The following is a 22386-nucleotide window of genomic DNA, read 5'->3' as shown; positions in this document are numbered from 1 at the left end:
ATGAATTATTGTGAATTACAGATAACAAGTAATTTCAGTTTTCTCGAAGGTGCCTCACACCCCGAAGAATTGATTGAACAAGCGGCTCAATTGGGCTATCATGCTGTAGCAGTAACTGACCGTAATAGCCTTGCTGGTATTGTTCGCGCACATATAGCGGCCAAAAAAGCCGGTATACGACTTATTCCTGCCTGTCGCTTGGACTTACAAGATGGCCCTAGCTTACTCGCATACCCGACAGATAAAGAGGCTTATGGTCGACTTTCAACATTGTTAACCGTTGGGAACTTAAGGACTGAAAAAGGCAGATGTGCGTTGTATAAAAAAGATGTGTTTCAATATGCTGAGGGAATTATGTTTATTATTTGTCCACCTGAAAAATTGGTGGCTGGTTTTGAGCTAGATCCTTTTTTTATTGAATTTGTACAGCAATGTCAACAGTTCCTCCAGGGCTTTCTTAGTCTAGGTATTAAAAAACTCTATCGTGGAGATGATTCAAAACTATTGTTTAGAATAAATCAACTGGGTAAACAATGCGATATTCCACTTGTTGTTCTCGGCGATGTATATTATCATATACCCGAAAGACGTGAATTGCAGGATATTTTAACATGTATCCGTCAAAAATGTACGATACAAACTGCTGGGTTTAATTTGCATCCCAATGCAGAGCGCTATCTAAAGTCAATCACTGAAGTTGAACGCTTGTTTAGAGGGTACCCAGAGGCTATCGAACAGAGTGTAAAAATTGCCAATGCTTGTCATTTTTCCTTAGATGATTTGAAATATGTATATCCCGATGAGTTATCTTCTAATGGGCGAACGACGCAGGAGGAATTAACCTATCTAACTTGGGAAGGAGCCAAGAAAAAATTTGACGGTGATATCCCCGATAGCATTCGGGAAACGATTCAAATGGAACTTGATTTTATCGAGCGTAAAAATTATGCTTCTTATTTTTTGACGGTATATGATTATGTTCGATTTGCCAAAGAAAAAGGAATTTTATGTCAGGGGCGAGGTTCAGCGGCAAATTCTACGGTTTGTTACTGTTTAGGAATTACTTCGGTGGATCCTTCTAAATATAGGCTTCTTTTTGCACGATTTATGTCCGATGCCCGCGATGAACCACCAGATATAGATGTCGACTTTGAGCATGAGCGTCGTGAGGAAGTAATCCAATATATTTATGAGAAATATGGACGCAATCGAGCTGCCATTGTGGCTACAGTCACACAAGTACGTTCAAAAGGAGCTATACGTGATGTTGGTAAGGCCATGGGACTATCTTTAGATGCTGTAGGGCGCTTAGCAGGCATAGTAAGTAGTCATTGGGATGATGTTATCAATTTGGAGCGTTTGGTTGAACAGGGCTTTAATCCCGATGACCAGCATCTGAGAAAAGTGCTGGAGTTGACGCATCAATATATTGGATTTCCGAGGCAATTGGGCCAGCATACTGGTGGGTTTGTAATTACACAAGGTAATTTACATGAACTGTGTCCTTTAATAAATGCTCGAATGGATAATCGGACCAATCTCGAATGGAATAAAGATGATCTGGAAGCACTCGGTTTTCTGAAAGTAGATGTACTGGCTTTGGGAATGCTGACCTGTATCCGTAAGGCTTTTGAACTCGCAAAAAAACATTACGGAAAAGAGCTTACACTCGCCGATATTGGGGCAAATGACGATGAAGCAGTTTACGATATGATCTGCCATGCGGATACCTTAGGTGTATTTCAGATCGAAAGCCGGGCCCAGATGTCGATGTTACCACGATTAAAACCACGAAAATTTTATGATTTGGTCATTGAAGTGGCTATAGTACGCCCGGGACCTATACAAGGGGATATGGTGCATCCCTATTTACGTCGTCGAAATAAAGAAGAAGATGTTGATTATCCTAGTCAAGAGATCGAAGCTATTCTTAAAAAAACCTTAGGAGTCCCTCTTTTTCAGGAGCAGGCCATGGAAATTGCTATCGTTGCAGCGGGATTTACACCTGCAGAAGCCGACGAGTTGAGGCGTAGTATGGCAACATTCAAATCTAAAGGGCAGGTATCTTCTTTTCACAAAAAAATGGTCGATGGCATGGTCAAAAAAAACTATTCAGAAGAATTTGCCAATCGAGTCTTTAAGCAACTGGAAGGATTCGGTAGTTATGGTTTTCCAGAGAGCCATGCCGCATCTTTTGCATTATTAGTATATGTGTCCTCATGGCTTAAGTATTATTATCCCGATATTTTTGCTGCATCCTTATTGAATAGTCAGCCGATGGGCTTTTATCAGCCCGCTCAAATTGTTATTGATGCAAAGAAACATGGTGTAATGGTACATCCTATTGATGTAAATTATTCAACCTGGGACAATACTTTAAAGGGTGAGATGGGTAAACCGCATGCCCTTCAATTGGGGTTACGTCAAATCAAAGGATTTTCCATGGAAGAGGCTGTTGTGCTAACTACTGGTCGGCACAACGGATTTTCATCCATTATAGGAATGATGGACGTCGGATTATCGCTTGCGACCTTAGAAAAGTTAGCGCATGCAGATGCGTTTAGGTCGCTGCATATGGATCGCCGACAAGCACTTTGGGAGATTACAGCATTAGGTGATCGGCCAATTGAATTATTTAAAGGGCAAGCTTCTGAAAGTATAACCGAGGGACAGATCCAGTTACCATTGCTTACGGAAAGTCAGCATGTAGTTGCAGACTATGCAAAAACATCGCTATCCATTAAAGCACATCCGGTGAGCTTCTTGCGTGGAAAGCTAGATCTTCTCCATGTAGTGCCGACAGCAAAATTGGGAGGGATAAAAAATGATATGCCGGTAAAGATATGTGGATTAATTACCGTTAGGCAACGCCCAGGAACCTCTAAAGGTGTTTTATTTATCACTATTGAAGATGATACAGGTTTTGCAAATATTGTGGTTTGGAGTACTGTGTTTGAAAAATATCGGAAAGAGATCCTTCGGGCAAAGCTCCTTATGATCGCTGGTAAAATTCAAACTGAAGGAGAAGTTATTCATGTCATTGCTCAGCGCTGCTTTGATATGTCTGGATTGTTAAAGGATCTAACAGCAGAAAATGATAATGCTGCAGGCATTTTTCATAAAGGAAGAAATTTTCATTGATCTCTCCCTTATTAATCTCATTTTTGAAGTAAAAGCATTTACTCCGCGTAGGTAGCAAGCATTCTAATCTATAGGAAATTAAAAGATATGACCAAAAATATTCTCGTAAATACGATCGAAATTGATAAAGCCACTATTCGGGAATTCATTAAACAGGGCGATGTAAATAGTGCTATTGATCTGATTGCCATACAAGCGAATGTAACGTATAAAACTGCCCGCGATATTGTAGAGATGTTTAAAGAAGACCAGATTGATCTTTTTGATGGTAAAGACCTATTTCTGGTGGATTACGATCTAGTAGCTCATAGCAATGATATTAAATGAGACCGGCTAAGCATTCACCAAAGGATGAAAATGCGCAACTTGCTTTAATTCAACTAATAAATGGACATTTGGCCGATGTTGCTGAACTAAATTATGTTCTATTTTACTTTTTAGAAGGTAAACATGCTACTACACACACGACACTCAACAGCAATATGACCGATAGTGACATTGAGTAGCCATAGGATGAGGAGATATGCTGCCAACCAAAAAAATTGCTTTCTTTTTGATGGAGAAATACACCAACAATACAAGCAATACCTAGGCAGATCGATAATTGTTGTATGGTAAGATAAACAGCAGTGCCGTCAGCAATTAATCTCTCATTGAGATCTTTTAAAGCAAGTGTCATTAATGCGGGCAATACACTTCCACAGCCAATACCATAAAGAAAGAAGAGCACATGTAATTGATCATTATCTAAAAACTGTGTATTAAAAATAAAAAGATGAGACAACAAACCCAAAATCATAATTCCTAATCCAGTAAGTATAACTATTTTTCCATAACGCTGTATTAATCTACTTACAATAACGCTAGCGAGTACATAACCCATGCCTTGGTAAATAAAGGCAATTCCAGTCATTGTAGACGTATAATTTTTTTGATTTTGAAGGTAATTGGAATTAATGATAAAGTAGGCATCCTGAACCATATAATAAGCTAATGCAGCGAGAAGCCCTATGTTGAAAATCCTATTTTTGAATAGCAAGAAATTTAGTAGGGTAGGATAACCTTTTTGTTGTAGTTTTCGTTGCTTTTTTAGAAACAATAAAACGAAAAAAAGTGTTCCTCCCAACAGGAATTGTGACCACAATGGCCATTTCAACTCCGGCCCCATGATTAATGGAAAAATTATCCCCATTAAAAGCGCAAACAATGTGAGCATTGGCATAAAAGAGATCGAAGATTTTACACTGCGATCATCTTTAGGCGTATACCGATAAACAGCAAAGAAGGCAAGGAATCCAATAGGTACATTGATTAAAAAGATAAGGCGCCAGCTTTCGTTTATCCAGGTTTGATCGGGGAGTATTCCACCCAATAACTGACCTATCACCGAAGCAATACCCGCTATACTTCCATAGATGCCCAATGCCATGGATCTCTTTTCTGGATTTTCAAATAGTAAAGTAATCAGTGCAATACCTTGTGGAACCATCAATGCAGCACTAATTCCCTGGGCCAGCCTTCCGAGCAATAAGGCGTAGAGATTGCTTGAAACACCACATAAAAAAGAAGCGAGGGTAAAACCAGCCATTCCAACTAAATATAACTTTTTCTTTCCATAACGATTTCCGGCAATGCCGGCATAAATCAAAATACTTGCGTAACCAACAATATAAAGTACAATAATCCATTGCGTATCACTATTACTTAAGTGTAGCGCATGTTGAATGTTCGGAAGGGAAACATTCAAAATAAAAAGGTCGATGACGAAAAGAAATACAGCAGTTGAAAGAAACAAAATATGAAGTAGATCTTTAATTTGAAAGCTCATATAGAAAGTTTTTAATATTTTTACGGTTAAAAATAGTTTGGATATTTTTTTAAGTCAAGTAGTTACAAATTATGTACTTGGTATGTTTTTATGAACTAATGGTTAGTATCAGGTGATTATGAATGAAAAAAAAAGTGAAAATTTTGGCGCTTGTTGTGATGTCAATGGCATATTTAAGATAATAGGTGGAAAATGGAAGGTATTGCTCATTAAAGCTATAGCGAAACAATGTCCCAAAAGATTTGGTGAGCTTAGGCGTGAAATGGAAGATTTGGCGCAAACGACATTGACTGTTCAGCTGCGCGAGCTCGAACGTGACGGAATTTTATGTAGACAGATTTATGCCGAATCTCCGCCACGGGTAGAATACAAACTCAGCGAGTTGGGAAAAACTTTATTGCCGGTCATCGAACGTCTTGATGAGTGGTGGGCAAGTTACCAGGGCGAAAGGGGATAGATGGAAAACGAATACAATAATCGAATTAATTCCAACTGCCTTTTTGGGCACGTATATACCGGAATGATTTGAAATGCTTACGACGTCTTGCTTATAGCAAGACGTCTTCATCAGTGATTCCTTTAGACAATAAGTCGGAAATACTTCGCAGTGTTCTTTGAGAAATTTCTGTTAACGCTTCAGTGGTGAAGAAAGCCTGATGTGCGGTTACCAAAACATTAGGATAACTCATTAATAGTTGTATGGTCTCATCTTCAATAATTGTCGTTGATAAATCTTTAAAAAACAATTTTTCCTCCTGTTCATACACATCAATACCCAGTAGTCCAATCTTACGCTCTTTAAGCGCTTTGATAACATCATTGGTATTAATTAAGTTACCTCTACTTGTATTAATGATTGTAACGCCATGCTTCATCTTATCCAATGATTCCTTATTAATCAGATAGTGGTTTTCGGGAGTGAGCGGACAATGAAGAGAAATGATGTCTGATTCCTTAAAGACCTCATCCAACGATTTATAATCGACGCCTTTTGCTGCAAGCTCAGGATCTGGATATAAATCATAGGCAATTACATTCGCGCCAAATCCTAAGGCGATTTTGATAAAAGCCTTTCCAATTTTTCCAGTGCCAATTACCCCAATTTTTTTCTGATAAAGATTGAAGCCCAAAAGTCCATGCAATGCGAAATTTTGCTCCCTAACCCGATTATAAGCTTTATGCGTTTTACGATTTAATGTCAATAACATGGCCATTGTATGTTCTGCAACTGCTTCGGGAGAATAAGCAGGAACTCGACACACTTTTATTCCAAACTCCCGTGCCGCCTCTAAATCAACATTATTAAAGCCCGCACAGCGCAAGGCAATCAACTCAACGCTTTTTTCAGCAAGTACTTCGATAACTTGTCGGTTTAGTTTATCATTGACAAATGCACAGATTACCTTCTCGTCTTCAATAGCATTCACAATGTGTGGCCCTAGATGCGTCTCATAAAAATTAAACTGAAAGCCATACGTACTGTTTTCTTTTTCAAAGAATAACTTGTCATATGGTTTTGTGGAAAAGAAGGCGATTTTCATAAATTGTTTGCTACGTATTAGTATACTATAAATATACAGTATAAATTAGTTAATTGGGGGATATACCAGCGGTTTAATTTTGTCCAATCACATTAAACTATCGCAGTAGAGTCTTACGATTATTAAATAATAAGTTGAACAATATCGTGGTGAATACATGAAACCAACATACTAACGCATGCTATGAATTGAAATCAATGCTAATTAATTTTTGCAGTCTTGTAGTTGTGCGTCTACAACGACTTCAGTTTTTTTTTCTAAACTTTGTCGTACTATGAAGTACTAAAATTAAATCCCCTATGAAGAACGAAAAGAAGAGAATGACGATAATAGTATTTTAGAAGGATTTAAGGTAGGCGCCAATGATTATATTAAAAAGCCTATTTCTCCGTATGAGCTTATATCGCGTGTACGGTTAAGGATAGGTCATGCTTAATCAACGGTTGTGAGCTATTTTGCTCGTATCTATCCGTATGATAAATTTTTATATGATGTGGAAGTGTATGTTCGGTCTATTGTCATTGGTAACGATAGTGCAAGCACAAGAGCGAATTACATTAGTTGAGTATGGGAAAACAGGTTATATCATTCAAGCGGAGATAGACAATCCTGTTTCAATGCAAGCCGCGGGTGTTATCAAATCTTACACAAAAGAAAGTACGGGTGCAGACTATGCTATACAAGCTAAAGTTGATGTTTCGGATGCTATTATCCTAGAAAGCTTACCCATAACGGAATCCTTTCCTGAGGATAGTTATTCTATTGATGTTGTGGGAAAGACGATTTGGATTAAGGGGAGTGGTAAAGGAGTGCTATTTGCGGCATACCGTTATGTAAGGGATATCATTGGCGGAAGAAAATGGTATGCAGGTAATGAAAATACCTATATTCCTAAGTCTACTAGTTTATATGTAGCTGCAGATCTAAAAATTTTTTCAAAACCAAGTTTTCAATATAGAGAGGTCTATTTCCCAATAGAACTGGATCAGGAATACATGGATTGGTATGGTCTACATTATTTGGAAGACAAGTGGGGGGATTGGGGACACACGGCCAGTAAAATATTGCCACCATCGATTTATTTTAAAAGTCATCCCGAGTATTATTCCCTATTTGATGGGAAGCGGCAGCCGGCTCAGCTTTGCCTCTCTAATGAAGATGTCTTTACACATGCTGTTGCTTACTTTAAGCGCAGGATGGTTGAAAATCCGAAGGCTATTTATTGGTCTATTGCGGCTAATGATGATAGGGGAAGCTGTACTTGCGATCATTGTCAGGCTATAGATAAGCGCGAAGGGGGACCGCAGGGCTCATTGATACACTTTGTGAACCGGGTAGCCGCAATCTTTCCAGATAAGAAATTCACGACATTGGCTTATCTTGAAACGGCCAATCCACCTGCACATTTACGTGTTGCAGATAATGTGTCAGTTATACTAAGTAATATTGATGCTTTCCGGAAAAATGATATCACTGTTGAAGTCTCGGCTGCAACTTTCAGAAGGCAATTGAGCGCTTGGAAATCCAAAGCTAAACATGTCTTTGTATGGGATTATTTGACCCAGTTTACCAATTATCTTGCACCATTTCCAATTCAAGGAACGATGCAGAAAAGTCTACATTATTTGAAAACACAAGGGGTAGAAGGCATCTTTTTACAGGGCGGTGGAGCGACTTATAGTGATATGGCGGAGCTAAATGCCTATGTTTTGGCCAATCTTTCCTGGGATACGAACGTTCGCTCAGAAGATCAATTGATGAATGAATTTATTGAGGGCTATTACGGTAAAGTCGGACCTTTTGTGAAAGCATACCTTAAACAGCGAAGAGGTCGTTTGCCGGGGCCGTCCTCTGCTTTGTCGATTTATGGAAATCCAATTGATAATAGAATTGATTTTTTAAGTCCAGAGGCCATGGATCAATATAGGATGTTATTAGAAAAGGCAGAAGCTACCAGTAAGGATAATCCCTTATTGGCATCACGCGTTAGACGTATCCAATTGGGACTGGATTATACCTATTTGCAGCAAGCAAGATTTTACGGCTCCCATGATCGTGGTATATTTGTGCGGGATGGTAATCGGTGGGTAGCGAAACCTAGTCTAACGCGCAGGGTCGCTCAATTCGTTGAAGATGCCAAAAGGCTAGGGGTAATAGAACTCGCCGAAGCTGGAGCATCGCCTGATAGTTATGCAAAAGAATGGACAGACATCTTCAATGCCGGAGTTAGAATAAATAAAGCTTCAGAAGCAAGTATTACATCGAAAAATCCATTTGACCCATCATTCCCAGCAAATGGGTTAAAGACACTAACGGATAGCGTTCCGGGCTATTTGGATTATAGTTACAATTGGCTATTGTGGAATGGTAAGCCAATGGATATTACTTTCGACTTTAAACAACCAACACAAATAGATACAATCGAACTCGATTTTCTGAAAGATGCCCGGCATTGGATATTTCCACCAAAGGAATTACATATTTCTGTCTCTATAAATGGGAAAGATTTTCAAGAAGTATCCGTTCAGAAGCATGCATCCATGAAAGAAGATTATAAGGTGGATAAAGTCCGATATCAAACATCAATAAATAGCAAGGTTACTGCTATTCATATTTATGCTGTCCCATTTAGAAAATTACCGCTATGGCGTAATCATCCCACAAAGCATCCACTGATGGCGTGTGATGAAATTTGGTTATACTGATCGGATGAAATACTTTATTTAATTTCCAATTGTTGTAGATATTGTTCTACAATAAATATTTTGCGACTTTAACTTTATATGGATAGTGGTTAAATTAGAGTTAACTAAGTTATAAATAGAATGCTATGGAAATTAAGACATCTTTAAAATTTTTCGCTGAACTAATTGGGACATTTGGTTTAGTGCTTTTTGGTTGCGGTGCCGCAGCGATTGCAGGAGCCAATACCACGGGGGGGCTCTCTGGTCTTGGTCTGTTGGGCATCTCCGTGGCTTTCGGTCTTTCTGTAGTCGTTTTTGCTTATGCGATTGGAGGGCTATCGGGATGCCACATCAATCCAGCCGTGACTGTTGGTGTGTTATTGGCAGGACGTCTGTCTGCCAAACATGCGGTTGTGTATATTGTTGCTCAATTTAGTGGTGCGCTTTTGGCCGCTTTGGTTTTGCAACAGATTTTATTGGGGCAGTTGGCTGGATTTACAGCAGGTGAATGGGCCTTTGGCGCTAATGGTTGGGGGAAGGGATATCAAAATGAATATGGTACACCTTCAGCCTTTCTAATTGAATCCGTGTTAACCTTTCTCTTTGTATTTATTATATTGGTAACGACATCGAAACTTGGCAACAGCACCATGGCTGGACTTGCCATCGGTTTTACACTTTTATTAATTCACTTAGTTGCTATTCCAGTGACGGGAACATCCGTTAACCCAGCCCGTTCGTTTGGTCCAGCTGTTTTAGCTGGAGGGCAAGCATTGTCTCAACTATGGCTGTTTATTGTTGCACCACTCGTAGGGGCCATCGCTGCAGCTGCAGTATGGCGAGTTTTGGAGCCCAAAGATTAGTTTATTCCACTTTCATTTAACGAGTTTTATAGGCAGGCATCTACGTATTAAACTCGTTAAATGAAAGTAGAACGTTGCTGCCAACAAACCTATCTGAAATTCGATAGGTCAGTAATAAAGTTCACCACCTGTTCCTCTTCGGTAGCCCAAGACGTAATTAGGCGAATAGCAGCATTATCATGATCTATTTCTTTCCAAATGTAAAACTGATATTTTTGACTCAATACCTGAATGAGAGACTTTGGTAAAATAGGGAATAGCTGGTTTGTAGTGGAATCAGTTAAAAACGAGTAGCCCTTTTCTTTAATTGCTTTGGTGATTTGCATTGCATATGAATTTGCTTTTTGCGCTAGTTGAAAATACAAATTATCTTTAAACAATTCGAGAAACTGAACGGATAACACACGACCTTTGGCTAGTAAAGCACCTTTTTGTTTGATCGCATAATCGAAATCCATCGCCAATTCGGACTTATTGAAAATGACAGCCTCTCCTAAAAGCGCACCGTTTTTTGTACCTCCAATATAGAATACATCACAATATTTTCCAAGATCTGATAACGCTAAATCATTGTTTTCCGCTGTCAATGCATGTCCTAAACGGGCACCATCCAGATAGAGTAGCAAGTGATGTTGCTGACAACATCCGAATAACGCCTGTAGTTCTACCAAGGTATAAATTGTTCCAATTTCGGTAGAATTTGAAATATAAACTATTCGTGGTTTTACCACGTGTGGCGCCAAAGCATGCTCTTTCAATGTTCTTATGATATCGTCAGGAGTTAATTTTCCATTTATAGTTTCTATGGCAATAACTTTATGCCCAGTTGCTTCAATAGCACCAGTTTCATTGGCAGATATATGTCCAGTCTTTGCACTAATGACGGCTTCATGAACGCGTAAGAGAAACGATAGTACCAATAGATTGGTCTGTGTGCCCCCAGATAAAAAATAAACGGAGGCTAGTTCATTAGCTATCTTTCTCTTTAAAATGGCTTTTGCTTCTTTAGCATATTCATCCTCTCCATACCCAGGTTGCTGTATGAGATTCGTTTCAATAAGTTTATCTAAGATGCGGGGATGCGCCCCTTCTGAATAATCGTTTTTAAAACTATACATAAATTTATTTTTTAGTTGACCTGCTCTTAACTATTTTGTTCTAATTGTTACTAGTATTAGCAATGAATCTTGACCGAATCAAATGTATAAATACAATACCGTTTTTTTATAATCTTAACCTTGAAAAAGATTTCTTTTTGAACCACTATAGCTGCATTTTTGAAAACGAATGACTAAATTGGCTAGTGATTGTAAATCAATTGTTTATCTATATTAAATTATGAAAAGAGTTGTATTTGTTGGAAGTATCCTGCTGGCATTTGGAATGGGCTATGCTTTCAATACCGTTAAGCATTTAAGCCAGTCTGCCGAACTTAAAAGAGTAACTGGTATAGGTGGATTTTTCTTTAAGAGTAAAGATCCAAAAAAACTGAGAGCATGGTACGCGCAACATTTAGGTATAACTACCAATTCCTATGGCGGTGTATTTGAATGGTATCAAGGAGCAGATAGTACAAAAAAAGTATTTACTCAATGGAGCCCTTTTAAGGAAAGCACAGCCTATTTTGACCCTTCGGAAAAGGATTTTATGATTAATTACCGCGTGGAAGATATTGAACTTTTAGTCGAAGAATTGAAGAAGGAGGGGGTTACCGTTCTTGATAATATCGAAGCATTTGACTATGGCAAATTTGTTCATATCATGGACATTGAAGGAAACAAAATAGAGCTTTGGCAACCGAATGATATGGTTTACGAAAAGATGGGAATTGATATGGGAGTCACAACTATAAAATAAGTTATTTTTCACGTACAGTAAGAACGGATTTTAACATGAGATGCTTAACGCAATCGAGAGAGGTAGCTGCGATAGCTCCCAAACAATAAGCGACTAGATCTGACCATACGAATCCCTGGCCAAATACAAGACGTAACAGCACATTGGTTCTTATCCATAAAAAGAACGGAGATTGTATGAGTTGTAAAAATTCGATCGTAAAACAGAATAAGACAGTGATGATGCTGGAAAAGAGTACTGATTTTTTAATAAATATAAAGCGTGATAGCCAGTACACCATCACAGCATAGAGGACATCACCGCATATCGGTGGTATTGCCACTATTTTTCGGGACAACAGACCGAGAATGATAGTTGCTATGGCTAGAACAAGGTACTGAATATTTGTAATTTTTTTCATCACGATAATAGGGGCCTAGTTTATTGCCTTAAATAGGAGACCGTTGGAACAGCATTCCCGAAAATCTTCTTGTCTCCTTTTGTCGCTACAAATTCACCGTGTTGTGCTATCGTACTGGCAATTGAAAAAATCACATTGGTGTCGGTTTGAGGATGTATTGTAGCGAGTAGTTGTTTGTTTTGATCAAATATCTGAAGCTGGTTGACCAGCTTCTGGTTGATTTCCAGGGAATGTATTGTCGCTAGTGGAATAGTTTTGGGACTTTTTTTCGAGCTCTGAATGGATAAATTCTTACTGTCGACCTGTATATCGATTTTAGGATTAATGAATTGCAAGAGGATAATCAGTGGTCCAATTACAACTACCGCGACCAATATGCCTAAACCTTTCGCGGAACCGAAATTATTTGCCGCATCGGCAAGCCCATTTATACCACCAAAAAAGACATAAAGGACCACAAATACTACTGCTAAATAACCTAATCCGAACATTAAGCCCTTTTTTACATTATGTGATTTAAATTGAAAAGTCTTCATAAAATGCGCCTTTAATTTTTCGATGTTTTTTATTAAAGATATTTATATTTATGTAATCAGACAGATTAGTTATACATATTTTTTAATTTTATTATAGGCAACATTGGAGAGTATCATTGAGATTAAGCGAACTAACGTGTTAAAGAAGTCGGATTATTTTCTATTATTGAATTATACAGTATGCTCAACGCTCGGGATTGTCAGTATATTTTGGGATTGGCAAGCGAGCATTGGTCCTTTGATAGGTACGATTTTGGTCGTTGTTTTAGCAATACTTTTTTCAGTAATTTTATTAAAAGTTACTAATCGGTCTTATCACCATACTAAGAATGACTAGAATTGTTATTTAAGAAATTTGCGTACCATTGCCCAGAAGATTTTATAATACGCTGTTGATTTTTGAAATCAACATATACAAGTCCAAATCTTGGACGATAGCCCTCTGCCCACTCAAAATTGTCAAGAAAAGTCCATACAAAATATCCTTTGATATTTACATTTTCCTGTTTTGCAAGATAAATTTGTTGTAAAGCGTCCTGTAAATAGGTAACTCTTTTTGGATCATGAACGATACCATTTTCTACTTGATCGGCAAACGCAGCTCCATTCTCCGTGACTATTAAAGGGGGCATATTAGGATATGTACTAAATTTTTTAAGCATATAGTAGATGGAAGCTGGGTAAACCTCCCAATTCATTTCGGTCATTTCAACTTTACGCTCTTTCGCGGATACTATTTTCGCTCGAAGATAAGGAACAAACATTGCGTATCGTATAACTTCCCGTGTATAATTTTGTACCCCTATGAAGTCCATGTTAAATTTCAAATCTTTTTCATCATTCACTTGAATGTACTTTTCAATTCTATTCAGGATTTTAATCTCTTCTGTCGGATAGCCCATACCTAAAAGCGGCTCTATAAAGAGACGATTCAGCAATACATCTGCTTTTTTTGCCGCTACGATATCCTTATCTCTTGAAGAAAAAGGTTCTACATGAGAACAGGAGAATGTGGTGCCAACATAACTATCAGCTTGTATTGATTTAATGATTCGCCCTCCCTGTGCCTGTGCTAAAGCAGCATGATGGACTGCAGCCAAAAAATTGCCCAAGCCTCTTCTTTCCGGCGCATGTACACCAAAGAAATAGCCCGCGGCAGTGAAGACAGTAGGCTCATTGAGCACCATCCAGTTCTTGACACGATCGCCATAGGTTTGCACACATTTGGAAACGAATTCTCCAAACCAATCTTTCACCTCACGGTTTACCCACCCACCTTTTTTCTCTAATGCATGCGGTAGATCCCAATGATACAATGTAATCCATGGAGTAATTCCAAGTTCAAGAGATAGATCAATTAGGCGGTCATAAAAATCCAGTCCTCTTTGATTTACTTCGCCTATTCCGTTTGGAAATATACGGCTCCATGATAAAGAAAATCTGTAATTAGGAATATGCATTCCCTTCATCAGATATAAATCATGGACATACCGATTGTAAAAATCACAGGCTTCATTACCATGTTGATTTTGGAATACGCGATTCTTTTTTTGTACGAACACATCCCATATTGACGGCCCTTTCCCGTGCAAGTCGTGAGCCCCTTCAATCTGGTAGGCAGCTGTGGAAACTCCCCATATAAAATCTTCGCCAAAGGCGTCTTTGGTTAAAAGCATGTATGATAATATAATTATTGGACCTTAATGTCAATTCTTTTAAACCATTAAGTTTTATAAAATCTTAACGGTGAATAAAATGAACTGAATTGACCCAAAAAGATTCTAAATAAAATCCGCCCGACAAAATAGCTTATTGTTTTCATAATACATAGGTTAATCTCTTTTAACTTCAGTAACTATCGTACTATAAAATAACAAAACTTATATGAATGCGATGTGAACGAAAGATTAAATATCAAGACAATAAGTGATTCGATCAGCTGGCAGAAAAGAACTATTTGATTTCAAATTCCGTAAATATCGTTCTCTTGAATTCTAAAACTTCTGGTGTAATTTTGAAGCCATCACCACCATATCCCTTATTGAATGTCTCTAAAGCCATTCCTGTTCGATATTGGTTTGATTCGTTTGACGCGCTTCCATCATTGGACAAATACAACAGTTTCCCGATTTTAATATCAGCCCGAGAAGCAAGTTTTTTTGCAGATTTTAAAGCGTCATCATACGCAATGAGGTCGGCTTCTCTCAAAATACTGTCTGCTTTAGAGTGACCAAAAGAAATAGATCCAATTCCACTTATTTTAGTTTCTAACAGTTTTCCTGTCAATTCTGTGAATTTAGATAAATCATGTAAAACGAAATCGATTGTTTGCTGCGCCTGGTAACCTACAAATTTATTGGTATTAGCAACATATTGATAGTCTTTGTTGGCCGAAACACTACTTGTTTTAATATCTTCTTTCTCATTCCCATATTTTTGTAGCAAAGCTATTACAGTGTCGACAGTGGCCTGTGTCTCTCGTACAGCATCTACCATCCTTGGTTTTGTAAAAGCCGTATTGATTGTTAAGGTTACTTGATCTGGCATGATTCTGATCTTTCCCTCACCACTGACACGAATTCTATTCTGATTGTCATTGGATATCTTACCGCAGGAAGATAAAAATATGGTTCCGCTTAAGCCGATTAGAAAAATATAAATGAATTGCTTTTTCATATATTATGATGTTCAATATGATATTGATAGTTAAGTAATCTCTTAAATATAATAAATATATAGGAGATACCTATTAGCAAACATCACTTGGAGGAATTGGTTGCAAGAATAAACTTAATAGGCTATTTGAATAGTTTGAATAAAAATGGCCAGAATTTCTTCTGGCCATGACTGCTTTGTAAACTGTCTTTTTTAGGGTATCGAATATACTAATCAACGCTCTTTGAATATATCTTAAGCTGCTTTTGCAATGACTTTCTAGCCATATGTATCCGTGTTTTGACGGTACCCTCAGGAATTTGCAGATGCTCAGCGATCTCATAATATTTAAATCCCTCTAAGAACATTACAAAAGCATTGTAATAGTCTTTTGAGAGACTATTTAAGGCATGTTGGATATCCGATGCCACAAAATTACTCTCTCCACGATTTGTTGTCATGTCGTTTCGATAGCCAGTGCTGATATATTCACTTCTATAATTCTCCAGTCGTTTATTACGCGTATATTGATTGATATACGTATTTTTCATAATGATATAGAGCCATGACATCAACTTAGGATGTTTCACGAACTTTTCGATAGATGCTAGTGACCTAACCATGGTTTCCTGCACCAAGTCCTCCCGCTCATCCGGATCATTTGTAAATTGCGCTGCCAAATATTTTAATGTAGGTCTTTTTTCCTTAAACAGTTGATCGATTGTTGTATTTTCCATTTTATCAAATTTTAAGTGTCTATCTTGGTGCATTTACTGCAATTAGGATGCTAGAAAACAGTAATGAAAATAGTAGCTGTACTGATTTTTAAGTCATGGGTATGGTATGGTTTATTTTTAAATAGTTGTAAATCAGATTTTTAAATTTTTTTTTTGTATTGCCAAAGTTTTTTAGTTGCTCAATTTTGCTTAAACAATGAGTGTTTTCCTGTGTAATTTCCCCTTTTTATCTATCGCTTATACGTATTTATACGCGGTACATTAATTTGTACATTTTATTTACAGAAATAGATATTAATTTTTAAAACTGTTGCCCTATTTTAATGGTTATAAGTACAACATGACGTGGAAAGCAATATGGGGAACGACAACAAAAAAATATATTTTGACGTATCGGAAGGAGCGAAAGAACAGTGCGAAAGTTTGGAAGATCATTCGGAATTGAAGCAGGCGTGGGATGGTAGTCAGGAGGACTTCTATAAATCGATTATCAAAAATCAACAGGATGATCTTGGAAAAATAGGACGATATTTCCGTGACGAATTGGCTCAGGAGCTTTATGGAATGCGTATATCACTTCAAAATTTTACGAATCGCTATGGTGATTTTGAAGAATTACGTTGTTTACGTGATTCATTGGGGACTTTAGTTATAGAAATTCGCAATAAAGCAGTTTTACTTTACAATCCGATTTTAAATGACTTAGGAATTTTTCATGCGGTAGATGAATTGGTAGGGAGTTATAAAAATCAATCAGGTTTTACAATTGATACGTTACTTGATCCGCATTTGAGCGAGTTGCATCGGGAGACACAAGTCCATCTATTTAAATTCATAACGGCATTATTTCAATATTTAAATGACGAGGTATCTGCACAGGCTATTGCGATTTCAGTACAGGTGATTGAATGCGAGATCTTAATTAAAATTTCTCCCTTTTTTAGACAGGGAGATGCACTCTCAAAAACACCGTCTGTAAATAATCCTATGCGCTTAACAAAGATTGCTGAACTATCCAATGCACGCATTATGAATGATTCGCTGGCGACCGGTATTTTAATTAAATTGACTATTTAAACAGATAATAATGATAAAAATCCTATTGGTTGAAGACCACATGGTTGTTCGTAACGGAATAAAATTACTATTGGAATCGCAAGATGGATTTGAAGTTATAGGGGAGGCATCTAATGGAAAAGAGGCTCTTCATTTCTTAGCTTCGAATCCTCTCCCGGATATTGTATTGACCGATATCAGTATGGATGAAATGGATGGGATGGAACTACTGCAGGTGATAAAAAAGCAGTATGAAACAGTTAAAGTGGTTATATTATCCATGCTGAACCAAATTAATTATGTTATTGAAGCTTTCGAATCTGGACTATCTGGCTATTTGGTTAAAAATGTGGGGTATAGCGAATTACTATTTGGATTAAATCATATTGCTGGTGGTGGTCGGTATCTGAGTGAGGAAATCGCCATGATACTATTGGATCAAGTCAGCTCCGGACAGAGCTATACACAGCTGCGAGGAGAAATGTATGAAGATTTCGACATCTCGGATCGAGAGCTTGAAGTATTGAAACTCATCGCTGAGGGGTATACCAATGTGGAAATTGCAGATAAGATTTTTTTAAGTAAGCGTACAGTTGAAGGCCATAGGCAAAACCTAATTGATAAAGCAGGAGTGAAAAATACCGCACATTTGGTTAAATTTGCTTTCGAAAGAGGTATTTTAAATTAATAGGTTTATCAATTCAACCCTTTATTGATGACTTGTCATATCCAATACAGATTGACGTAACCGTCAATCTGTATTTTCCAGTATAGTTGGATCTTCGATATGTTCAACACAGTATGGATTTGTTTTAACCTATTTTTTTATTATCGTCTTCCACCGATAAATTCCGATGTTTATAATTGATGCTTTCCTCTTCGTCGGGATCGATTTCGTCTAAGTCTGGTTGAAGATGCTCGCTAGGATCAGTGTCATTCGGATCCGGTGCTGTATGTTTACCAAGCAGCCCTTTTCCGTACCATATGTTACTAAAATAGTAGGCAATAATAATACCTCGTTTTACTACTGCACTTTGTGATAATATTTCTTCCATTTCGATTTTCCTTAGTTGATTACAACCCATTTTTAGGGATGCTATTCTTTTTATAAATAAACAATGTCTAGTGGAGAATAGTTTGACAGATTTAAGTATTCAAGATCAGGGATCAATCGACCAACATTTGTTCAGGGAACGGTTTAACAATAGGGAAATACAGGTGGACGGTAGTACCTTGGCCGACTTCAGATTCAATTTCTATTCTTCCGCTTAACCGTTCCATTATTCTTTTTACAAGTGAAAGACCAATGCCAGTACCAGGTATTGAACCTACATTATCGGCCCTGGTAAACATTTCATAAATATGTGGCAATTGCTCGCTCGGAATTCCAATACCGTTATCCTCAATTCGATAATGCGTATGGTCATTTTCATGGCAGCTATCAATTATTACTATTGGCGTATCTGATTGCGCTGAATATTTTATTGCATTAATAATTAAGTTTGAAAAAATTTGATAAGCTGCACTTTTCTCGCCCCAGATAGGTAATAGCGTTCCAAAGCGGGGCTGACAATTATTAACATTGTACAGCATGCTGTTTTCTTGAAAAATACGCTGTATCGTGTATGCCATCGGAATTGGTTCTTTGTTCAAAATGCTAGAGCGGTGTTGGCTTATTTGAACCATATTATTTATGATATCTTCTATGTTTGTAACACTTCGGTTGAAATTCTGATACCATCTGTTGATTTTTGTTAAGTCAATATTGTCCGGGTGCTGTTGTAGGAATTGTATTCCCATTTTTAAGATGGACAATGGATTCTTTAAATCGTGTGATAAGGTATGGGTAAACATTTCCAACTCATTATTTAAACTGAGAAGCTCCTCATTCAGTAATTGGCGTTCTTTTAATTTGGTAAAAATAGATTCTTTGATGATTTGGTTTAGGCGAAGAACGAAATTGATTTCAGCATCATTCCAGGGTTTGGCGACATCGTAACGTATGTCCTCCCAAATTTTGAGTCGTTTGTTTTCAGATTTTGTATTTTGCAACATCATCTGCATCACCTGACTACGGTTTTCTATTCTAAACCACACGATATAATAGTCATTTTCCAAACCGACTTTTAAATACATTAAACCTGCAAATTCAAGTTTATCGTTAAACTTATCCTGATGATTCAGACGAAAATTGTAATCTTTAAAGACTGCCTTATCGGTATGATTTTGGAGAAATTGGATGATTTCATAAAATTGTGATTTATGGGGGGCATGTCCATAGTTAAAAATATCACCATGATTAAATATAGCCAAACCATCTGCATGTACTAATTTGGTTAAGATATCCATATGCTGAATGAGAGCACAATTTACCATCTTATTTTCAGCTAGGCTTCTCTTCAGTTCTTCTTCAGCATTCTTAAGAAGTTCCGTTCTTTCCAAAAGATTCTGTTTAATATAGCTTTCATATTTGCTAGCTGCAGCCTGGATGGCGAATGTACATAGTTTTCGTTGTTGCAGATCAACTAAACATTTTTCTTTGTTTTGCGCCACTACAAGTCCCCAAAAGTCGTCATCGATACAAATGCGAAAAAACAAGGCGCTTTGCACATCTATTTTTTTTAAAAAGAGACGATGAAGTTCTGGTAATGGAGATAACAAACTCGAAAGAGAATCAACCCTATTGTCCGCATAATAAAACTCTTGCCCCTCGATTTCAATATGTGGGGCATATCGATATGAATAGCTTCTATAGTATTCCAAAGCTTCTTCGGGCATAAAATCTTTTGAGAATTCCTTTCCTTTGAAATGAGATTTTCCATTTGTAGTATGCTCGGCAACCACTGTGCTATAGCCTGTTTCCTGGATGTGTAGAACAAAAACCCGATCATAATTCAATAATTTGCTCATTGCAGCACAAACACGATCCCAATTATTGGGTTGAATACTATCAAGGAGGAAATTAAGTTCATTAATTTTTTTAGCAGCGATGTTTTTTTTGTGTTGTCTTTCCCATTCTAAATAAATGAATTGATCATGTTTTCGCAGTTTTACATAGATACGTTCTTTATTTACTTTAATGGTTAAAATATGGCTTGATTGTTGGTCATCAATAAAATCAGTCACTGCATTTTTGACCTTTACGCATGCTTCGCCAAATAGATTGCTTACACTATGAAAAAAATTTGTTCCTAATATATTTTCTTTTAAACAATCCACATGTAAAGCAGATTCTGATATTCCGACAACAATAAAATCCCGGTTTAGAACCACGAGACTTCCAAAAGATTGAAGCTTATTGAGTAATTGGCTGTTAGATTGATTTGTATGATTCATGCTACCCCAAGATTCCTTATGATATAGCTAAATATACGGATAAATTACTGTAATACAGTTAAAAATTACGAGTGTAAGTTTATAAAAAGCAAGTTTTGGAGTCCTTTACAACACCAATAGAAAGCACAGCAGACTCTGTTTCGAAAAAACAACTAAATTCGCACATCAAATTTTTTTGCTACGGCGTTAGCCATACCTTTGATCAGTGACTTCCACTGTGGATAGGAAGCACCCAATTTAGCCGCTAAACCAACTAGATAATTTCGGATGTTGTCACTTAATTTCTCGTTGTCTACGTTGATGATTTCATTTCTCCCAGCATATTGGAACAGCAAGCTGTTTCTACGTTGTTCGATCAGAAAAGTTGATGAAGAAATTCCTTCAAAAAAGTGAGCTGTATTTTTATCTTCTGGATGACTTGGATCGGGGCAAGGCTTTAGTGTGATTGCGAATACCTTGTAATCCGCAGTTTTCTCGGACATCAGATTAACTACGTTTACCCAGTCGTAACCGCCGCTAGTTGGAAGTCCGGGGCCAGGAATGTCCAATCTGATGTAATCATGCAATTCCAAGGAGCGTTCGATGGGCGTACCGTAACCGGAAGTGAGCTGAAATACTGCAGCCGGAAGCTCTGCTAATTCATACCAATGATTAACGTTTTTTAGATTATCTACCGCCAAATCAAAAGCCATACTGGCAATCGCCTCGCTTGGAAACTCCAGCGACTCAAAGCAATCTAAGCGTTTGCCATCTTTCTGTTCTGGAATGATATTTTTCATAATTCCTCCTTTTCTTTGACTAATTATACCTTACTGTTATTTGTAACCTTTTTGATATTATACTTTCAATTGAACGTGTAACGCTATTTAATGCTCAATGGAGTTAATCGGAATTTATCCTATACTTGAACTTACTTTGACGATTACGGTTCTATGCTACCTACCTGCTTCGATTAACCTAAACTAGCTTTAAGTTTTGCAAGTAAATCATCCGCTTTTGTATGCTCTACTTTCATTTTTCGAATGGTTGGTCGCTTACCCTTATCTTTTTGTTTAATTATTTTTAAAAGATCATCCATATACTCATTTTTATAGCTACTGATATCAAAAGATTTGCTATGTTGCTCAATTAGCTGTGTTGCCATGTCCATCTCTGCTTTTTGAATTTTTATTTTGTTCGGTAGTTTTAGCTCATCAAGTGTTCTGATCTCTTGTTGATAACGAATTTTATTCAATACTAATGCATTTTCATAAGGCTTTATAATAGCTAGGTGTTCAACGTTCCGCATAACAAAAGATCCTAAACCAGCCATCTTTGTTTTTTCCAGCGCTTTGATCAAGAGTTGGTACGCTTTTTCACCACCTTTCTGCGGTTCTAAATAATAGGGTGTTTCAAAATATACACTATCAACATCTGCTACCTTTACAAACGCATGCAAATTGATCAATTTTGTTTTTTCCGGACTTGCATCTTCAAAATCTGCATCTTCCAAAACAACATAATGGTCTTTTATAAAATACCCTTTGACAATATTGTCCCATTTCACCTCTTTACCAGTGTTTTCATTTACACGCTTGAATTTGATATTGGCTAAATCTTTCCGATCGAGCATATCCAAATCTAAGGAAGCGCTTTCTGTTGCACTGTATAATTTAATTGGAATATTGACCAATCCAAAACCAATAGCTCCAGTCCAAATTGCACGCATAAATAATCTCTTTTGTGTTATTAGCAGAACCTTGATGCGCATGA

Annotated in this window: 20 protein-coding genes; 8 read left to right on the top strand and 12 right to left on the bottom strand. The window is 37.3% G+C overall.

Annotated elements, in window-relative coordinates; translation table 11 throughout:
* Positions 1-3141: an error-prone DNA polymerase gene (locus J2X77_RS06770; protein ID WP_209579261.1), complete on the top strand. Its 3141-nt coding sequence runs from the start codon at positions 1-3 to the stop codon at positions 3139-3141.
* 87 nt (positions 3142-3228) lie between these two features.
* Positions 3229-3468: a hypothetical protein gene (locus J2X77_RS06765; RefSeq protein WP_209579262.1), complete on the top strand. Its 240-nt coding sequence runs from the start codon at positions 3229-3231 to the stop codon at positions 3466-3468.
* A 103-nt stretch (positions 3469-3571) separates the two neighbouring features.
* Here J2X77_RS06765 and J2X77_RS06760 read toward each other — a convergent pair whose 3' ends face one another.
* Positions 3572-4969: an MFS transporter gene (locus J2X77_RS06760; protein WP_209579263.1), complete on the bottom strand. Its 1398-nt coding sequence runs from the start codon at positions 4967-4969 to the stop codon at positions 3572-3574.
* Positions 4970-5087: 118 nt separating this feature from the next.
* Between J2X77_RS06760 and J2X77_RS06755 the strand changes: the two genes are divergently transcribed.
* Positions 5088-5426 carry a helix-turn-helix domain-containing protein gene (locus tag J2X77_RS06755; protein WP_209579264.1) on the top strand — a complete coding sequence of 113 codons (339 nt, stop codon included), beginning with the start codon at positions 5088-5090 and terminating at the stop codon, positions 5424-5426.
* 91 nt (positions 5427-5517) lie between these two features.
* On the opposite strand, the gene J2X77_RS06750 is transcribed toward J2X77_RS06755, so the two are convergent.
* Entirely contained in the window at positions 5518-6510 is a 993-nt protein-coding gene (locus tag J2X77_RS06750; RefSeq protein ID WP_209579265.1) for a 2-hydroxyacid dehydrogenase, read from the bottom strand.
* A 488-nt stretch (positions 6511-6998) separates the two neighbouring features.
* Here J2X77_RS06750 and J2X77_RS06745 point away from each other — a divergent pair, with 488 nt between their 5' ends.
* Together J2X77_RS06745 and J2X77_RS06740 are read left to right on the top strand one after the other, a co-directional pair.
* The gene (locus tag J2X77_RS06745) at positions 6999-9215 is read left to right on the top strand and encodes a DUF4838 domain-containing protein (RefSeq protein WP_310079816.1); all 2217 of its coding nucleotides are present in this window, start codon (positions 6999-7001) and stop codon (positions 9213-9215) included.
* A gap of 125 nt (positions 9216-9340) precedes the next feature.
* Entirely contained in the window at positions 9341-10057 is a 717-nt protein-coding gene (locus J2X77_RS06740; RefSeq protein ID WP_209579267.1) for an MIP family channel protein, read from the top strand.
* Between the two features lie 89 nt (positions 10058-10146).
* Here J2X77_RS06740 and J2X77_RS06735 read toward each other — a convergent pair whose 3' ends face one another.
* On the bottom strand, positions 10147-11175 hold the full coding sequence (locus J2X77_RS06735; RefSeq protein ID WP_209579268.1) for a low specificity L-threonine aldolase: 1029 nt from the start codon (positions 11173-11175) through the stop codon (positions 10147-10149).
* A 220-nt stretch (positions 11176-11395) separates the two neighbouring features.
* Here J2X77_RS06735 and J2X77_RS06730 point away from each other — a divergent pair, with 220 nt between their 5' ends.
* Positions 11396-11914, top strand: a complete 519-nt coding sequence (locus J2X77_RS06730) for a VOC family protein (RefSeq protein WP_209579269.1) — start codon at positions 11396-11398, stop codon at positions 11912-11914.
* A 1-nt stretch (position 11915) separates the two neighbouring features.
* Here the strand turns inward: J2X77_RS06730 and J2X77_RS23695 are convergent, their stop codons facing one another.
* From J2X77_RS23695 to J2X77_RS06710, 5 genes are all read right to left on the bottom strand, one after another.
* Positions 11916-12314 (bottom strand): DUF2809 domain-containing protein, encoded by a 399-nt coding sequence (locus J2X77_RS23695; protein WP_409050304.1) that lies wholly within the window; start codon positions 12312-12314, stop codon positions 11916-11918.
* Between the two features lie 20 nt (positions 12315-12334).
* Positions 12335-12850, bottom strand: coding sequence for a hypothetical protein (locus J2X77_RS06725; RefSeq protein WP_209579271.1), 516 nt, complete (start codon positions 12848-12850; stop codon positions 12335-12337).
* Between the two features lie 323 nt (positions 12851-13173).
* Positions 13174-14526 carry a GH1 family beta-glucosidase gene (locus J2X77_RS06720; protein ID WP_209579272.1) on the bottom strand — a complete coding sequence of 451 codons (1353 nt, stop codon included), beginning with the start codon at positions 14524-14526 and terminating at the stop codon, positions 13174-13176.
* 277 nt (positions 14527-14803) lie between these two features.
* Positions 14804-15526 carry an SIMPL domain-containing protein gene (locus tag J2X77_RS06715; RefSeq protein WP_310079813.1) on the bottom strand — a complete coding sequence of 241 codons (723 nt, stop codon included), beginning with the start codon at positions 15524-15526 and terminating at the stop codon, positions 14804-14806.
* A gap of 209 nt (positions 15527-15735) precedes the next feature.
* The gene (locus tag J2X77_RS06710) at positions 15736-16242 is read right to left on the bottom strand and encodes an RNA polymerase sigma factor (protein WP_209579273.1); all 507 of its coding nucleotides are present in this window, start codon (positions 16240-16242) and stop codon (positions 15736-15738) included.
* Positions 16243-16587: 345 nt separating this feature from the next.
* On the opposite strand from J2X77_RS06710, the gene J2X77_RS06705 reads away from it, so the two are divergent.
* Together J2X77_RS06705 and J2X77_RS06700 are read left to right on the top strand one after the other, a co-directional pair.
* Positions 16588-17319, top strand: coding sequence for a hypothetical protein (locus tag J2X77_RS06705; RefSeq protein WP_310079810.1), 732 nt, complete (start codon positions 16588-16590; stop codon positions 17317-17319).
* Positions 17320-17329: 10 nt separating this feature from the next.
* Complete coding sequence (locus J2X77_RS06700) at positions 17330-17986, top strand: response regulator transcription factor (RefSeq protein ID WP_209579275.1); 657 nt, start codon at positions 17330-17332, stop codon at positions 17984-17986.
* A gap of 124 nt (positions 17987-18110) precedes the next feature.
* Here the strand turns inward: J2X77_RS06700 and J2X77_RS06695 are convergent, their stop codons facing one another.
* The 4 genes from J2X77_RS06695 to J2X77_RS06680 form a co-directional block, all read right to left on the bottom strand.
* The gene (locus tag J2X77_RS06695) at positions 18111-18353 is read right to left on the bottom strand and encodes a hypothetical protein (RefSeq protein ID WP_209579276.1); all 243 of its coding nucleotides are present in this window, start codon (positions 18351-18353) and stop codon (positions 18111-18113) included.
* A gap of 112 nt (positions 18354-18465) precedes the next feature.
* Positions 18466-20634 carry an ATP-binding protein gene (locus tag J2X77_RS06690; protein WP_310079808.1) on the bottom strand — a complete coding sequence of 723 codons (2169 nt, stop codon included), beginning with the start codon at positions 20632-20634 and terminating at the stop codon, positions 18466-18468.
* Between the two features lie 152 nt (positions 20635-20786).
* The gene (locus J2X77_RS06685; RefSeq protein WP_310079806.1) at positions 20787-21413 is read right to left on the bottom strand and encodes a hypothetical protein; all 627 of its coding nucleotides are present in this window, start codon (positions 21411-21413) and stop codon (positions 20787-20789) included.
* Between the two features lie 173 nt (positions 21414-21586).
* Positions 21587-22342 carry a Ku protein gene (locus tag J2X77_RS06680; protein ID WP_209579279.1) on the bottom strand — a complete coding sequence of 252 codons (756 nt, stop codon included), beginning with the start codon at positions 22340-22342 and terminating at the stop codon, positions 21587-21589.
* Between the last annotated feature and the right edge of the window lie 44 nt (positions 22343-22386).

The organism is Sphingobacterium sp. 2149, from assembly GCF_031455655.1.
In the GTDB taxonomy this organism is placed as follows: Bacteria; Bacteroidota; Bacteroidia; order Sphingobacteriales; family Sphingobacteriaceae; genus Sphingobacterium.
This window is presented reverse-complemented; position numbering and strand designations above follow the sequence as displayed.